Here is a 13,733-nt window from a genome sequence, read left to right on the forward strand (position 1 = left end):
GACCATGCCAAGACAAGAAGTCATTCGCAAAGCCAGGCGGGACAAGCAAGCCGGCAAGTCGGCCAGCACGCAGGCCGGCGAATTCGTCAAGGACGAGATCGACAAAATTCGCAAGGGCAAGCACGGCGCGCGCTCGACCAAGCAGGCCATCGCGATCGGCCTGTCCGAAGCGCGGCGCGCGGGCGTCGATCTGCCGCCGCCGCGCAAAGGGCGCACCAAGAAGGCGACACGCCGCAGCGCCAAATATGCCTATGAGGTCGGTCAGGGCAAGCGCACTCCGAAGCGGCGGCCGCGCGTCTCGCGTGCCGTCGAGAACGTCCTGAAGAAGGAGCCGCGCTCGACTGCCTCGCGCGGCGCACTGTCGAAGCAGGGCAAGCGCGCCGCAAAGAGCCGGAGCGCCGCCTCGCGTTCGGCCGCCGCGCGGAAAGCGAGCCACACCAAAGGCGCCAAGGTCCGCTCCGCCGCCGCAAAGAAGGCGGCGCGCACCAGGGCGCGTCGGCGGCGTTGATAAAGATCAGGAGCCCGGCGTCCACTTCCAGACGATGTCGGAGACGTGGACGGGCTTCGGGATCAGGCCGAGCTTTGCGAAACGATCGGCTACCGCCTGTTGGCTCCTGACCACCTCGGCATCGAGCGGCACCACGCGATAGTTGGAACGGTCGACGAAGCGCCTGACAGCCTCGATGTCGACGCCGGTCGCATCGGCTTGCGCTTTCGCCACATCTTCATGGTGCGAGTCCGCCCAGACGCCTTCGGACGCGAAGGTCGTGTTGAGCTTCGCAATCAGCGCGGGATACTTGTCCACGAAATCGGCGCCTGCGATGTAGAAGGCGTTCGGCTTGTGGACGTCCTTGTCGAAAGCGATGACGCGTGCGTTCTCCTTCAATTCGGCGAGCGCGAGATAAGGATCCCAGATCGACCAGGCATCGACCGAGCCCTTGACGAAGGCGGCCGTCGCATCCGCCGGCCCGAGCGGTGCCGGCGTGATGTCCGACCAGGACAGGCCGGCCTTTTCGAGTGCCGCGACCAGGAGATTATGCGCGCTCGATCCCTTGCCGAAGGCGACGCGCTTGCCCTTGAGATCGCCAAGCGTCTTGATCGGCGAGTCCTTCGGCACGATGATCGCCTGGGTATTGCCTTCGGATTTCACCGCGGCGACATAGCGGATCTTGGCGTCGCCGGCCTGTGCAAAGATGGGCGGGGAGTCGCCGACATAGCCGAAATCGACGCTGCCGACATTGATGGCCTCCAGCAGCGGCGGTCCGAACTGGAAATCGACCCACTTGATCTCGATGCCGAGCGGCTTGAAGGCGCGCTCGAGCGTCTGACGCTGACGTACCGCAGGAAAGAAGCCGCCCTTCTGCGTGCCGATGCGGATTTCCGCCGGCTTCTCCTCGGCGCGCGCAGGGGTCGCAAGGGCCGTCGCAATCAGGAGCGTCGCTGCCAGAATGTGTCGTCGGGTGATCATAACATGGTCCTTTCGATGGGATCAGTTGGCGAAGAGTTGCGAGCTCGCGCGACGGCTACGCTCGGAGAATACGGCACGGGCGGCGCGCTCGACCTCGCGCGCCGAACGGAACTGGCGCCCTTCGAGGCTGTCGAACAGGCGCTCGGAGGAGAAGAAGCGGAAGCCGCGCTGATCCCTTGTGATGATGCCGGCGGCGCGGTCGTGGATTTCGATGATGTAGGCGTTGGACTGGGCTTGGGACATGACTGCTCGTTCGCCGGAATTCGGCGTTCCTGTCTACGAATTTTCAGTGTGAGGTGCTGCTAGGAGGCGGTCAGCGACAACAACAGGCGCCCGTCGCCGCCGAGAAGCAGCGCCGCGGCATGCATGCTTGCATGTCGTTCTGATTGCGCTGGCGATCGGTTGTCATGGTGCGGCTTGGGCTCGAGGAGCAGTTTTGATGCTCTGAATATCAAGCGGTTGGCGCGATTGGTCAATGAAATGGCTATCCATATTTGCGACCGCCGCGCGCGGGCGCTTCTCCCGCCGCAAGCACTGGCAGACGGATTCATCTCGCGATGAGTTCAACGCGCGCAAGCTGCAAGCATGATACGATCGATGCATGACAAGGCGGATTGATTGGGAGGTTCCAGGCATGGCGGATGCTCTGAAGAGGCGCACGGCGCTCGTCACCGGCGGCTCGCGCGGAATTGGCGCTGCCGTCTGCCGTGCGCTGGCCGAAGCAGGTGCGGGGGTGGCGATCAACTGCCGCGAAAGAATTGGCGAGGCCGAGCAACTGGCGGGCGAGATCGGCAAGCAGGGCGGCCGCGCCATCGTCGTCGCCGCCGACGTCTCGCAGCGCGAGGCCGTGGCCGGAATGGTCGAGCGCGTCACGGCTGGGCTGGGCCCGATCGACATCCTCGTCAACAATGCCGGCATCGCCATCGCGCGCGGCGTCGACGATCTCACCGAGGACGATTTCGACCGCACCATCCTGGTCAATCTGAAATCGGCCTTTCTGTGCACGCAGGCGGTGCTGCCTTCGATGCGCGCGCGGAAATGGGGCCGTATCGTCAACATCTCCTCGGGCGCAGCGCGCGGCGCCGGCTCGATCGGCCCGCATTACAATGCATCCAAGGCCGGCATGGAGGGTCTCACGCGAGGCTATGCGGCGCGGCTGGTGAAGGAAGGCATCACCGTCAATGCGGTGGCGCCCTCGCTGATCGAGACCGACATGATGAGCGGCCAACCCGACCTCGTCAACCGCATCCCCCTCGGCCGCTTCGGCACGGCGGAGGAAGTGGCGAAAGCGGTGATGCTGCTGGTGGACAACGCCTACATGACCGGGCAGACGGTCGCGCTGAGCGGTGGGATGGCGTTCAATTGAAGCGGAATGGCGCTTCCTTCACCCCTCCCCGCTTGCGGGGAGGGGTCGGATTGCATCCAAGATGCAATCCGGGTGAGGGGATACAGGTCCCACAACGATCTCACGTGCGGAAGCAGCCCCTCACCCCGCCCTCTCCCCGCATCCGCCTTCGCCCGAAGGCGGGCTTCGGCGGACAAGAGAGCGGGGCGAGGAGACGAGAGAGCCGGGACTCTCACCACATCGTCGCGGCAGCGCGCTGGGGCCAGATGCGGTCGTACTCCGCGCCGCCGATCTTGTTCTGGCTCATCTCTGCGAGGATCTGTCCTGGCGTCGGCAGGGTCTTCGGATCGACGCGCTTGTCGGGATTCCAGAGATCGGAGCGGACGATGGCGCGGGCGCATTGGAAGTAGATTTCCTCCACGTTCATCACCATGACGCTGCGCGGCGCCTTGCCCTCGACCTTGAACGAGGCCAGCAACTCCGGATTGATCGACAGATGCGCGCGGCCGTTGGCGCGGACGGCGTTACCGGAGCCGGGGATCAGGAACATCAGCGACACCCTGGGATCGCGCACGATGTTGCGCAGGGAATCGACCCGGTTGTTGCCGCGACGGTCCGGCAGCATCAGCGTCTTGGGATCGTGAATGCGGACGAAGCCGGGCACGTCGCCGCGCGGCGAGCAATCGATGCCCTCCGGGCCAATGGTGGCGAGCGCGGCGAACGGCGCCCTCTCGATGAAGATGCGGTAGAGCGGCGTGACATGATCGGCGACTTTCACGGTCGAGGCGTCGTTGGTGGCGCCGTAAATGGCTTCTAACTGTTCGACCGTTTCAATCACCGTCATTCCACACTCTCCTTGTTACGCCAGCTATTCGTGCCAGCCTTCATTCCTGATCACCCGCACGAGCTGGCGGCTGTGATACTCCGCGCTGCCCGCGTTGAGGATGGTGACATCGGCCTGCGCCGACGAATCGTCGACGCTGCGCGACAGTCGTTCCGTGATGTTGCCGTCGCTGTGCCGGGCGCGCGCGGCAAGCCGCTGCGCCAGCACATCAGGCGGCGCCGTGATCGTGACCGCCACGACATTGGCATAGGCTTGACGTAACGCGGCGATCACGGTGCGTGAGACGTTGACGACGACCGCGCGGCCCGCGCGGATGTCGTCGTTGATTTCGAGCGGCAGCGCATAGGAATGTCCATGCGCCTCCCAATGCACGGCGAAGTCGCCATGCTCTCGCGCGCGTTGGAACTCGTCTTGGCTCACCGCGATGTTGTCCTCATCGGCGGAGGATGCGCGCGTCACGATACGGCGCGGGAAGACGATCTCGGGATCGTCTATGCAGGCCGCTTGCGCCAGCCGCAGCAGCGTATCCTTACCGGCGCCGCTGGGGCCGACCACGAGCACGAGCCGGCCGGGGCCGATCGCACCCGCCTCGTCATGCGCCGTGGTGACCATCTCGCTCATGCGACGCGTTTTCCTTCGCGCCAGACGCTGCGGACGACGGGAACGTGGCCTGCGACATGCACGCGGATCAAATCGGCACGCTTGCCGGGCGCGACCTCGCCGCGGTCGGCGAGGCCGACCGCCTCTGCCGGCGCCTTGGTCACGGTGCGAACCGCGGCCGGAAGGCTGATTGCGGGCACATGCTCGGGCAATTGCAGCGCGGCCATCAAAAGGCTCGACGGGATGTAGTCCGACGACAGGATGTCGAGCAAGCCCTCGCGCGCGAGATCGACCGCGGCGATGTTGCCGGAGTGCGAGCCGCCGCGCACCACGTTGGGCGCGCCCATGAGGATGTCGATGCCGGCCTGGTGCAGGCCGCGCGCGGCCTCCAGCGTGGTCGGGAATTCCGCGACCGAGACGCGATCCCGCACGGCGTCCGCGACATTCTCCTCGGTGGTGTCGTCGTGGCTCGCCAGCGGAATGTTGTACTGATGCGCCAGCGCCACGATCTCACGCATGTTCGCCGCGGCATAGAGCCTCTGATATTCGAAGCGCTTTGCGAACAATTCGTCGAGCTCGGCATCGGTCTTGCCGCCGCCCTTGCCGCGGTAATAGTCGCGCAGCTTGACCTCGTCGCGGAACTGGCGTTGGCCGGGCGTGTGGTCCATCAGCGACATCAGCTTGACGTCGGGACGGTCGATCAGCTCCTTGGCTTCCTCGACGACGCTCGGCATCGGGATCTCGCAGCGCAGATGCAGGAAGTGATCGGCGCGCAGCAGGCTGGCCTCGCGCGCGGTAGTGATCGCGGCGGCGAGCACGCCGGCGCGGCCATCGACTTCCTCGGCGCCGTCCTCGCGCCAGACCCGGAGTGAATCGAACACGGTGGTGATGCCCGAGGTGGCGAGCTGGCCGTCATAGGAGATGACGGCGGCGACCGGGTTCCAGAACACTTTTGGCCGCGGCACGTAATGCGCTTCGAGATGGTCGGTGTGGAGCTCGATGAGGCCGGGCATGATCAAATCGCCGCCGGCATCCTCGGCGCCCGCGGGCGCCCTGCCCTCGCCGATCTCCGCAATGCGTCCGTCGGCAAGCGCGAGCCAGCCCTGCTCGATCACCCGGTCAGCCAGCACGATCCTGGCATTGGCGATCACGGATTCCTTCTTCATTTCCCCATTCCTTCAGGCCGCGGCGGCAAAGCTGGTGACGTCGACGATGCGGTCGGCAATCAGATGACGGATTTCGTCGTCATGGACAATGGCGACCATGGCGACGCCCTGACGTTTCTTTTCAGCGACCAGCTCGACCACCACGGCGCGATTGGCCGCATCGAGCGAGGCGGTCGGCTCGTCCAGCAGCAGGATCGGCAGATCCGAGATGAAGCCGCGCGCGATGTTCACGCGCTGCTGCTCGCCGCCGGAGAAGGTCGCGGGCGGCAGCTGCCAGAGACGCTCGGGGATGTTGAGATGATGCAGCAGCGCGCCGGCGCGCGCCTGCGCATCGGCCCGGCTCATGCCGTTCACGATCAGCGGCTCGGCGACGACGTCGATGGTCGCAACCCGCGGCACGGCGCGCAGGAACTGGCTGACATAGCCGATGGTGGAGCGGCGGATGTTGAGGACCTGCCGCGGCTCGGCGGTGGCGAGATCGACCACAGCGCCGCGATGGCGGATGCCGATCCGGCCGCTATCGCAGCGATAATTGCCGAAGATCATCTTCAGGATCGACGACTTGCCGGCGCCCGATGGCCCCGACAGCACGACGCACTCGCCTGGATTGACCTGGAAGGTCACCCCGCGCACGACCGGCAGCTCGATGCCGCCCTGCAGGTGCATCGTAAAGGTCTTGCCGGCGTCAGTGATGTCGATCATGGCGGTCATTGGAAAACTCATATTGCAAAGTTCATGGCGGCAGGATCGAGGAGACGAGTAGCTGGGTATAGGGCTCGCGCGGGTCGTCGAGCACCTGGTCGGTGAGACCGGTCTCGATGACGCGGCCGCCTTTCATCACCATCACGCGGTGCGACAAGAGGCGCGCCACCGCGAGATCGTGGGTGACGATGATAACGGCGAGGTTCAGCTCGGCGACGAGGCCGCGCAAGAGATCGAGCAGGCGCGCCTGTACCGATACGTCAAGTCCGCCGGTCGGCTCGTCCATGAACACCAGCCGCGGCTCGGTGACGAGGTTGCGGGCGATCTGGAGCCGCTGGCGCATGCCGCCGGAAAAGGTGCGCGGTGCATCGTCGATGCGCGCGACGTCGATCTCGACGCGGGTGAGCCAGTCTGACGCGGTGTCGCGGATGCGGCCGTAGTGATTCCGGCCCACCGCCATCAGCCGCTCGCCGACATTGGCGCCGGCCGAGACCGCCATGCGCAGGCCCTGCGCGGGATCCTGATGCACGAAACCCCAGTCGGTGCGGAACAGGAAGCGGCGCTCGGCTTCGCCAAGGGTGGCGAGATCGCGGGTGACGCCGTCGCGCATCCGGTAGGACACATGACCGGCACTCGGCGCGAGCTGGCCTGACAGCATTTGCAGCAGCGTCGACTTGCCCGAGCCGGATTCGCCGACGATCGCCAGCACCTCGCCGGGATAGAGCGAGAACGATACATCGCGGCAGGCGGTGATGCGGCCAAAGGACTTACTGAGGGATCTTGCGATCAGCAGCGGCTCGTCGTTCTCGACCAGATTTTGATCAGCCATTCGAGGCCTCCTGCGCCTTCTCCTTGTACGGCGCGGCACTGAGGCTGCCGTGATGGCCGGCGGCCTGACGTCCCTCGCAATAGTCGGTGTCCGAGCAGACGAACATGCGCCCGCCCTTGTCGTCGGTGACGATCTCGTCGAGGTAGGAATTTTCCGCGCCACAGAGCGCGCAGGGCGCGTTGAAGCGATAGGGCTCGAACGGGTGATCCTCGAAATCGAGCGAGACCACCTGGGTGTAGGGTGGAATCGCATAGATGCGCTTCTCGCGGCCGGCGCCGAACAATTGCAGCGCCGGGCAATTGTCCATCTTGGGATTGTCGAATTTCGGCGTCGGCGACGGGTCCATCACGTAGCGCGCGTTCACCTTTACCGGATAGGCGTAGGCGGTCGCGATGTGGCCGAAGCGGGCGATGTCCTCGTAGAGCTTCACATGCATCAGGCCGTATTCGGCGAGCGCATGCATGCGCCGCGTCTCGGTCTCGCGCGGTTCAAGGAAACGTAGGGGCTCTGGGATCGGGACCTGATAGACCAGCACCTGATTCTCGTGCAGCGCCGTCTCCGGGATGCGGTGACGGGTCTGGATCACTGTTGCTTCGTCCGTTGCCGTCGTCGTCGCAACGCCGGCGGTCTTGGCGAAGAACTTTCGGATCGAGATCGCGTTGGTGGTGTCGTCGGAGCCCTGGTCGATCACCTTCAGCACGTCCTGGGGTCCAAGGATCGCGGCCGTGACCTGCACGCCGCCGGTGCCCCAGCCATAGGGCATCGGCATTTCGCGGCTGGCGAACGGCACCTGGTAGCCAGGAATGGCAATGGCTTTCAGGATCGCGCGGCGGATCATCCGCTTGGTCTGCTCGTCGAGATAGGCGAAATTGTAGGCGGGCGCGTTCATTCCGCGGCCTCCTTCATGGCATCGGGCGTCTCGGCGAGCTCCTGGCGCAGCTTGCGCAAGAGGCCGAGCTCGGACTGGAAGTCGACATAGTGCGGCAGCTTCAGATGCTCGACGAATCCGGTGGCCTGGACGTTGTCCGAATGCGACATCACGAATTCCTCGTCCTGCGCCGGGGCGAGTGCCTCCTCGCCGAGCTCGCGGGCACGCAACGCACGATCGACCAGCGCCATCGACATGGTCTTGCGCTCGCTCTGGCCGAAGGCGAGGCCGTAGCCGCGGGTGAAGCACGGCGCTTCCGTCGCCGAGCCCTTGAACTGGTTGACCATCTGGCACTCGGTGAGCTCGATCGCGCCGAGCGGCACGGCGAAGCCGACGTCTTCGGCGAAAAATTCGACCTCGACCTCGCCAAAGCGGATCTCGCCGACGAAGGGATGGTTGCGGCCGTAGCCGCGCTGGGTGGAATAGCCCATCGCGAGGAGAAAGCCTTCGTCACCGCGCGCGAGGTTTTGCAGGCGCAGGTCGCGATCGGCCGGAAAATTCAGCGGCTCGCGGGTGAGATCGCCGACGCTGGCGCCATCCTCGGCCTGCGGCGATGATTCGATCAGCCCGTCGCGTCCCAGAATATCGGTCACGCGCGGCGTTGGCGCCGTGGACGTTTCGGCCGTCGACGGAACCTCCGGCACGACGCCTTCCGCAAGCGAGGGATCGAGCAGGCGGTGCGTATAGTCGAAGGTCGGCCCGAGGATCTGTCCGCCTGGAATGTCCTTGAAGGTCGCGGACACCCGCCGCTGCACCCGCATCGCGCCGGTGTCGACCGGCTCGCTGGCGCCGAAGCGCGGCAAGGTGGCGCGGAAGGCGCGGACCAGGAAGATCGCCTCGATCAAATCGCCGCGCGCCTGCTTGATCGCGAGCGCCGCGAGCTCGCGGTCATAGAGCGAGCCTTCGCTCATGACACGGTCGACGGCAAGGCCAAGCTGCTCCGAGATCTGGTCGAGCGAGATTTCCGTAACACTTTGATCGCCGCGCCGCTTATGTGCGAGCAGACGATGGGCATTCTCGATGGCGCGTTCGCCGCCTTTGACTGCGACATACATGCTTCTAGCTTCCCTTGCTCACGACCCGCGTGGTGCGGGGGATCGCGACCACGGCGTCGTCGGCGACCAGCACCACATCGATGCCGCGCGGAAACAGCGCTTCGTTCATATGCAACCGCTCGAACAGGTCAAAAGGCTTGATCGACGCCTGCAGCGTCGCGACCCCGTCGATGCCGGGGCCGCGCAGCTCGAAGCTGCGCCCGGAAGTCAGGCTGTCGGTCTGAATGATCACTGTGGTCGAACGATCGGGATATTCGCTCGTGCCAAGCGCGAAGCGCTCGAGCGAAGGCAGCGCATTGCCGTCACAGATCAGCGCAAAACTCGCGATCGAGCAGTCCTGCACGACCGGCGCACCGGTATGAAACTTGAGCCATTTCACCACATCGGAACTTTCCGCAAAGGGCGCGTCGAGCCAGAGGGGCGTATCGTGGTCGAACAGCGTCAGCGCGATCGCGGCGGTGCCGCGCATCATCGGCCCCGGCGCGCCGACCATCGGCACGATTTGCTGGACCGAGCCCGGACGCGCCATCGCGTCCATGACCGAGCGAAAGGTCGATTGCGCCGACAGCACCTTGTCGGCGAAACCCGGCGGCAGTTCCGCAATTGTGGTCATGATCTCATCCCTCACCGCGCACCATGGTGTAGAAATCAACCTTCGTCGCGGCGGTCTCTTCCGCCGCCCGCTTGCGCTTGATCATCAGCTGCTCGCGCAAGGGCGCGATAACGCTACGCTCGACGAGCCCGCCGAAATCGCGAGACTGGACCAGCGCATCGCATAGCGCGATCAGCCGCGCCTTCTCGCCGTCACGGCCAAGCGTGTATCCCAACCCGACCTCGCCGCTCGCAAGCCGCACCGCCGCGCGCGACACCGTGGCTTCGCCGAGATTGAACGGCGCGCCGTCGCCGCCGACCCGGCCGCGCAGCATCACCAGGCCGTTCTCCGGCGCGCGCAAATCTTGATGAGCCGGCAGAGTAAGATCGCGGAGGCGAGCGGCGATCTCGCCCGCCTCCGCGTGCGCCAGCACGGCCATCGCGGCCTTGCGCTGGGCTTGCTGGTTGTTGTGCTGCGTCACCTGGTTCACCGAACTTGCCGCATCGAAGTTGTCTATGGTAATAGACAACTTCATACGGAAGCGCCATGACTGTTTCGTGACAATGATGTGATTTCTGGAGTAGGTTTCCCGCGACATGAGCATGCAGGACACAGCCTCCTCGGGCGTCGCACTGTGGCGCCTCGTTGCCGACGGCATCGAGCGCGGCATTGCCGACGGCCGCTTTGCCGCCGGCGACAAGCTGCCGGGCGAGATGGAGATCGCAGAAACCTATCGCGTCAACCGTCACACCGTGCGTCGCGCGCTGGCGGCCCTTGCCGAGCGCGGCCTGGTTCGCGCCGAGCGCGGCAGCGGTACCTATGTCGAGGCACAGAAGCTCGCCTATCCCTTGCGCTCGCGCACGCGCTTCTCCGAGATCGTCGGCGCGGGCGGTCGCGAGCCGTATGGCCGGCTGATCGAGGCGACCGATGATGTCGCGACGCGCGAGCTCGCGCGGGAGCTGGGATTGAAGACCGGCGCGCCGTTGGTGCGGATCGAGGCGATCCGCCTCGCCGACCGCACGCCGATCTGCGTCTCCACGACCTGGCTCTCGGCGGACCTGTTTCCGGATGCGGGCGCCGTGTTCGCGGCGACGCGCTCGATGACGAAACTGCTCGCGCATTATGGCGTGCGCGATTATCGCCGTGGCGCGACCCGAATCACCGCAGGCATTGTCGACGCGACCGACGCCGCACGGCTCGATCTCGCGCTGGGGCGGCCGATCCTGGTGGTGGATGCGACCGACCAGGATCTCGACGGCAAGCCGCTGGTGACCAAGCACTCGCGCTTTGCGGCGGAGCGGGTGGAGTTTCTGGTGGAGTCGTAGAGCCTCCCTCCACAAAGCCGGTGCCGTAGGGTGGGCAAAGGCGCACTTGCGCCGTGCCCACGATCTTTCTCGATCATCAGAAGTGGTGGGCACGCTGCGCTTTGCCCACCCTACGGCACCGTTGCTCAGGCGACGGCACGCCTTCCAATAATCGCAAAGCGCAGCTTGCCCGAGATGAAATCGATCGCGGCGACGGCAACCAGGATCATCAGGATCAGGAACGACACTTTCTGCCACTCCAGCACGCGAATCTGCTCGGCGAGCTGGAGGCCGATGCCGCCGGCGCCGACGATGCCGATGATGGTGGCCGAGCGGGTGTTGGATTCGATGAAATAGAGCACCTGGCCGGCGATCACGGGCAGGACCTGCGGCAACAGGCCGAAGCGAATCTCGTGCAGCGCGCTGCCGCCGGAAGCGCGGATGCCTTCGACCTGCTTCTGGTCAGCGCCCTCGATCGCCTCCGAAAACAGTTTGCCGAAGGCACCGAAATCCGACACGGCGATCGCGAGCACGCCGGCGAACGGGCCGAGCCCGACCACGTTGATCCACACCAGCGCCCAGATCAGTGTGTCGACGCCGCGGATCGAATCGAGGAAGCGGCGGACGGGAAAGCGCAGGATGTTCGACGGCACGATGTTGCGCGCCGCGAGCAGACTTATTGGAAGCGCGAAGACAGCGGCCAGCGTAGTACCGAGCAGCGCGATCGACAGCGTCTCGCCCAGTGCCTTCAGATAGACCGGCAGCGAGGAGCCGGGATCCGGCGGGATCATCATTAGGCTGATCCAGCCGAGCTGGCTGAGCCCGGCGAAGAAGCGCGATGGCGAGAAATCGAGATCGACGAGGCCGTAAGTGAGGATCGCGAAAGCCGCGACGATCATCGCGGGCGTCGCGAGCCGCGCCGAGGCCGGCCGGTCGAACATTTCGGGATAGCGCGCGCGGATCTCTCGCGTGTTGACTTCCTGCGGCCTCGTCACGTCCGCGCCTCCTTTCCGAACAGGTGGCCGCGCAGCCAGCCGGTGGTGATGTCGATGATGAAGATGGTGACGACGATGGTGAGCAGGATGGCGCTGACGTCCGAATAGTAGAACTTGCGGATGGCGACGACGAGCTCCTGGCCGATGCCGCCAGCGCCGACAAAGCCCATCACGGAAGCTTCGCGGACATTGATCTCGAAGCGCAGCAGCGCATAGCTGGCATAGCCCGCGGTCACCTGCGGCACGATCGCAAAACGCATGCAGGAGAGCCAGCTCGCGCCGGTCGAGCGGATGCCCTCGACCGGCTTCATGTCGGCGTTCTCGACGATTTCCGAGAACAGCTTGCCGAGCGCGCCGGTGGAGTGAATCGCAATCGCGAGCACACCGGCCATCGGTCCGAGCCCGAAGGCGATGACGAAGACCAGCGCGAACACGATGCCGGGGACGGTGCGGGCGAATTCGAGCAGCCGCCGCACGACGAAGCGCAGCCAGGGCGCGGGCGAGGTGTTCTCGGCCGCGAAGAAGTTGAGGGCGAAAGCGAAGGTCGCGCCGATCAACGTGCCGACATAGCTGATCAGCAGCGTCTCGCCCAGCATCTTCAGCCATTTACGCCAGCCCCAGAGCCACTCGCCGACGTCGGTCCAGACCCGCTGGCCGCTGTCGAGCGTGAGGATGCGGTCGAAATAGCTGACGAAGTTGCCGAAATAGGTGAACAGCGTGCGCAAATTCACTTCGGCGCCGATCGCGGCGAGCACCAGCGCTGCGGCAAAGATCGCAGCTCCCAACAGGAGACGGAGCCGCCTGCGCGAGACCGCCTGGCGATAGGCGGCGTTGAGCGCGGCCAGCTGCTGCTCGGGGAGGATCGAAACCGCTGTCGTCATCGGTCGAAACAGGTCCCGTCAAAGAAAGAGCCGGGTCCTGAGGACCCGGCTCGAGTGCATCGTCCCGAAAACTCAGGACGCCTTCTTTTTACGCAGCGCATCGACGAACTTGATCAGCTCGATCGTGCCATCCCAATCCTTGGTGGTGGCGGGATGAAAGCCCTTCTTCTGACCGTCCGACAGGCGATCGAACGCGGCCTTGTCCTTGGCCGGCGCATCGAAAAACGCCTTTGCGATGGCCGCCTTGGCGTCATCAGGCAGGTCGGAATTGTAGGCATAGGGACCGTTGATGATCGGCGCCGACTTGTGAATGATGCGGAAATCGTCCTTCTTCATCGCCGAGCCGTCGGCGTTCTTCAGCATGCCCTTGGTCAGCATCTGCGCCAGCGTGGAATCGTCGTCGCTGGTCCACTGGTTGGCCGCGACGTCGACCGTGCCCTGCGCCAGCGCCAGCATCGCGTTCTCATGGCTGCCGGTGAAGACGACCTTGCCGAAATAGCCGTCGGCATCCGGGATGCCCATCTTGTCGAGCTCGAAGCGCGGCACATTGTTGCCGGAGGTCGAGTTCGGGTCGACCAGGCCGAGGTTCTTGCCCTTGAGATCATCGACCTTCTTGTAGGGGCTGCTCGCCTTGACGAAGAACACCGAGTAATAGCCGGTCGAACCGTCGGCGTTGATGTCGTTGGCGAAGGCGTCGGTCTTGACGCCGGTCAGGCGGGCCCGAGCGAACGAGGCCGAGCCGTAGCTGGCGATGTGGATGTTGCCGGCGCGCTGGCCTTCGATGACGGCGGCGTAGTCATTGGCGATGCGCAGCGTGACCTTCACGCCGAGCTGCTTCGAGAGATAGTCCACGAACGGGGACCAACGCTCGGTGACACCGGAGGCGTTCTCGGCCGGCACGACGGCGAAGGTCAGCTCGGGATATTTGGCCTTCCAGTCGTCCGCCGAGGCGGAGGCCGTGAACGCGAGCGCGGCGGCGCCGGCGAGGATTAATCTGCGAGTGATCATGGTACCCTCTTCATCG

Annotated in this window: 18 protein-coding genes; 3 read left to right on the top strand and 15 right to left on the bottom strand. The window is 65.2% G+C overall.

What is annotated here, in order from left to right; genetic code table 11:
* Positions 1 to 4 precede the first annotated feature (4 nt).
* Complete coding sequence (locus P6U29_RS38870) at positions 5 to 508, top strand: DUF6496 domain-containing protein (RefSeq protein ID WP_407115376.1); 504 nt, start codon at positions 5 to 7, stop codon at positions 506 to 508.
* 6 nt (positions 509 to 514) lie between these two features.
* Here P6U29_RS38870 and P6U29_RS38875 read toward each other — a convergent pair whose 3' ends face one another.
* From P6U29_RS38875 to P6U29_RS38885, 3 genes are read right to left on the bottom strand one after another with little or no spacing between them, the layout of a single operon-like run.
* Positions 515 to 1,468 (bottom strand): aliphatic sulfonate ABC transporter substrate-binding protein, encoded by a 954-nt coding sequence (locus P6U29_RS38875; RefSeq protein WP_407115377.1) that lies wholly within the window; start codon positions 1,466 to 1,468, stop codon positions 515 to 517.
* A 21-nt stretch (positions 1,469 to 1,489) separates the two neighbouring features.
* Positions 1,490 to 1,711, bottom strand: a complete 222-nt coding sequence (locus tag P6U29_RS38880; protein ID WP_407115378.1) for a hypothetical protein — start codon at positions 1,709 to 1,711, stop codon at positions 1,490 to 1,492.
* A 59-nt stretch (positions 1,712 to 1,770) separates the two neighbouring features.
* On the bottom strand, positions 1,771 to 1,944 hold the full coding sequence (locus P6U29_RS38885; protein WP_407115379.1) for a hypothetical protein: 174 nt from the start codon (positions 1,942 to 1,944) through the stop codon (positions 1,771 to 1,773).
* A gap of 158 nt (positions 1,945 to 2,102) precedes the next feature.
* On the opposite strand from P6U29_RS38885, the gene P6U29_RS38890 reads away from it, so the two are divergent.
* Positions 2,103 to 2,834, top strand: a complete 732-nt coding sequence (locus P6U29_RS38890; protein WP_407115380.1) for an SDR family NAD(P)-dependent oxidoreductase — start codon at positions 2,103 to 2,105, stop codon at positions 2,832 to 2,834.
* A gap of 211 nt (positions 2,835 to 3,045) precedes the next feature.
* Here P6U29_RS38890 and P6U29_RS38895 read toward each other — a convergent pair whose 3' ends face one another.
* From P6U29_RS38895 to phnG, 9 genes are read right to left on the bottom strand one after another with little or no spacing between them, the layout of a single operon-like run.
* Positions 3,046 to 3,657, bottom strand: a complete 612-nt coding sequence (locus P6U29_RS38895; RefSeq protein ID WP_407115381.1) for a pyridoxamine 5'-phosphate oxidase family protein — start codon at positions 3,655 to 3,657, stop codon at positions 3,046 to 3,048.
* 24 nt (positions 3,658 to 3,681) lie between these two features.
* Entirely contained in the window at positions 3,682 to 4,278 is a 597-nt protein-coding gene (phnN, locus tag P6U29_RS38900; RefSeq protein WP_407115382.1) for a phosphonate metabolism protein/1,5-bisphosphokinase (PRPP-forming) PhnN, read from the bottom strand.
* On the bottom strand, positions 4,275 to 5,423 hold the full coding sequence (locus tag P6U29_RS38905; RefSeq protein ID WP_407115383.1) for an alpha-D-ribose 1-methylphosphonate 5-triphosphate diphosphatase: 1,149 nt from the start codon (positions 5,421 to 5,423) through the stop codon (positions 4,275 to 4,277). The genes phnN and P6U29_RS38905 overlap by 4 nt, the downstream gene beginning before the upstream one ends.
* Before the next feature lie 12 nt (positions 5,424 to 5,435).
* Complete coding sequence (gene phnL, locus P6U29_RS38910; protein ID WP_407115384.1) at positions 5,436 to 6,134, bottom strand: phosphonate C-P lyase system protein PhnL; 699 nt, start codon at positions 6,132 to 6,134, stop codon at positions 5,436 to 5,438.
* Positions 6,135 to 6,156: 22 nt separating this feature from the next.
* Complete coding sequence (gene phnK / locus P6U29_RS38915; RefSeq protein ID WP_407115385.1) at positions 6,157 to 6,954, bottom strand: phosphonate C-P lyase system protein PhnK; 798 nt, start codon at positions 6,952 to 6,954, stop codon at positions 6,157 to 6,159.
* Positions 6,947 to 7,843, bottom strand: a complete 897-nt coding sequence (locus P6U29_RS38920; protein ID WP_407115386.1) for an alpha-D-ribose 1-methylphosphonate 5-phosphate C-P-lyase PhnJ — start codon at positions 7,841 to 7,843, stop codon at positions 6,947 to 6,949. Before P6U29_RS38920 ends, phnK begins: the two co-directional genes overlap by 8 nt.
* Entirely contained in the window at positions 7,840 to 8,937 is a 1,098-nt protein-coding gene (locus P6U29_RS38925) for a carbon-phosphorus lyase complex subunit PhnI (protein ID WP_407115387.1), read from the bottom strand. The genes P6U29_RS38920 and P6U29_RS38925 overlap by 4 nt, the downstream gene beginning before the upstream one ends.
* Positions 8,938 to 8,941: 4 nt before the next feature.
* Positions 8,942 to 9,550 (bottom strand): phosphonate C-P lyase system protein PhnH, encoded by a 609-nt coding sequence (gene phnH / locus P6U29_RS38930; protein WP_407115388.1) that lies wholly within the window; start codon positions 9,548 to 9,550, stop codon positions 8,942 to 8,944.
* 4 nt (positions 9,551 to 9,554) lie between these two features.
* The gene (phnG, locus tag P6U29_RS38935; protein WP_407119552.1) at positions 9,555 to 10,019 is read right to left on the bottom strand and encodes a phosphonate C-P lyase system protein PhnG; all 465 of its coding nucleotides are present in this window, start codon (positions 10,017 to 10,019) and stop codon (positions 9,555 to 9,557) included.
* Between the two features lie 106 nt (positions 10,020 to 10,125).
* On the opposite strand from phnG, the gene phnF reads away from it, so the two are divergent.
* Complete coding sequence (gene phnF / locus P6U29_RS38940) at positions 10,126 to 10,854, top strand: phosphonate metabolism transcriptional regulator PhnF (RefSeq protein ID WP_407115389.1); 729 nt, start codon at positions 10,126 to 10,128, stop codon at positions 10,852 to 10,854.
* 125 nt (positions 10,855 to 10,979) lie between these two features.
* Here the strand turns inward: phnF and phnE (P6U29_RS38945) are convergent, their stop codons facing one another.
* The 3 genes from phnE (P6U29_RS38945) to phnD all read right to left on the bottom strand — a co-directional run bounded on the left by phnE (P6U29_RS38945) (position 10,980) and on the right by phnD (position 13,717).
* Complete coding sequence (gene phnE, locus P6U29_RS38945; RefSeq protein WP_407115390.1) at positions 10,980 to 11,828, bottom strand: phosphonate ABC transporter, permease protein PhnE; 849 nt, start codon at positions 11,826 to 11,828, stop codon at positions 10,980 to 10,982.
* Positions 11,825 to 12,709, bottom strand: coding sequence for a phosphonate ABC transporter, permease protein PhnE (gene phnE, locus P6U29_RS38950; RefSeq protein ID WP_407115391.1), 885 nt, complete (start codon positions 12,707 to 12,709; stop codon positions 11,825 to 11,827). The genes phnE (P6U29_RS38945) and phnE (P6U29_RS38950) overlap by 4 nt, the downstream gene beginning before the upstream one ends.
* Before the next feature lie 72 nt (positions 12,710 to 12,781).
* On the bottom strand, positions 12,782 to 13,717 hold the full coding sequence (gene phnD / locus P6U29_RS38955) for a phosphonate ABC transporter substrate-binding protein (protein WP_407115392.1): 936 nt from the start codon (positions 13,715 to 13,717) through the stop codon (positions 12,782 to 12,784).
* Positions 13,718 to 13,733 lie beyond the last annotated feature (16 nt).

The organism is Bradyrhizobium sp. LMG 9283 (assembly GCF_045571415.1).
Lineage (GTDB): Bacteria > Pseudomonadota > Alphaproteobacteria > Rhizobiales > Xanthobacteraceae > Bradyrhizobium.

Coding starts and splice junctions, on each gene's coding strand:
- P6U29_RS38870 (WP_407115376.1), top strand. CDS start 5: ATGCCAAGACAAGAAGTCATTCGCAAAGCCAGGCGGGACAAGCAAGCC.
- P6U29_RS38875 (WP_407115377.1), bottom strand. CDS start 1,468: ATGATCACCCGACGACACATTCTGGCAGCGACGCTCCTGATTGCGACG.
- P6U29_RS38880 (WP_407115378.1), bottom strand. CDS start 1,711: ATGTCCCAAGCCCAGTCCAACGCCTACATCATCGAAATCCACGACCGC.
- P6U29_RS38890 (WP_407115380.1), top strand. CDS start 2,103: ATGGCGGATGCTCTGAAGAGGCGCACGGCGCTCGTCACCGGCGGCTCG.
- P6U29_RS38895 (WP_407115381.1), bottom strand. CDS start 3,657: ATGACGGTGATTGAAACGGTCGAACAGTTAGAAGCCATTTACGGCGCC.
- phnN (WP_407115382.1), bottom strand. CDS start 4,278: ATGAGCGAGATGGTCACCACGGCGCATGACGAGGCGGGTGCGATCGGC.
- P6U29_RS38905 (WP_407115383.1), bottom strand. CDS start 5,423: ATGAAGAAGGAATCCGTGATCGCCAATGCCAGGATCGTGCTGGCTGAC.
- phnL (WP_407115384.1), bottom strand. CDS start 6,134: ATGACCGCCATGATCGACATCACTGACGCCGGCAAGACCTTTACGATG.
- phnK (WP_407115385.1), bottom strand. CDS start 6,954: ATGGCTGATCAAAATCTGGTCGAGAACGACGAGCCGCTGCTGATCGCA.
- P6U29_RS38920 (WP_407115386.1), bottom strand. CDS start 7,843: ATGAACGCGCCCGCCTACAATTTCGCCTATCTCGACGAGCAGACCAAG.
- P6U29_RS38925 (WP_407115387.1), bottom strand. CDS start 8,937: ATGTATGTCGCAGTCAAAGGCGGCGAACGCGCCATCGAGAATGCCCAT.
- phnH (WP_407115388.1), bottom strand. CDS start 9,550: ATGACCACAATTGCGGAACTGCCGCCGGGTTTCGCCGACAAGGTGCTG.
- phnF (WP_407115389.1), top strand. CDS start 10,126: ATGAGCATGCAGGACACAGCCTCCTCGGGCGTCGCACTGTGGCGCCTC.
- phnE (WP_407115391.1), bottom strand. CDS start 12,709: ATGACGACAGCGGTTTCGATCCTCCCCGAGCAGCAGCTGGCCGCGCTC.
- phnD (WP_407115392.1), bottom strand. CDS start 13,717: ATGATCACTCGCAGATTAATCCTCGCCGGCGCCGCCGCGCTCGCGTTC.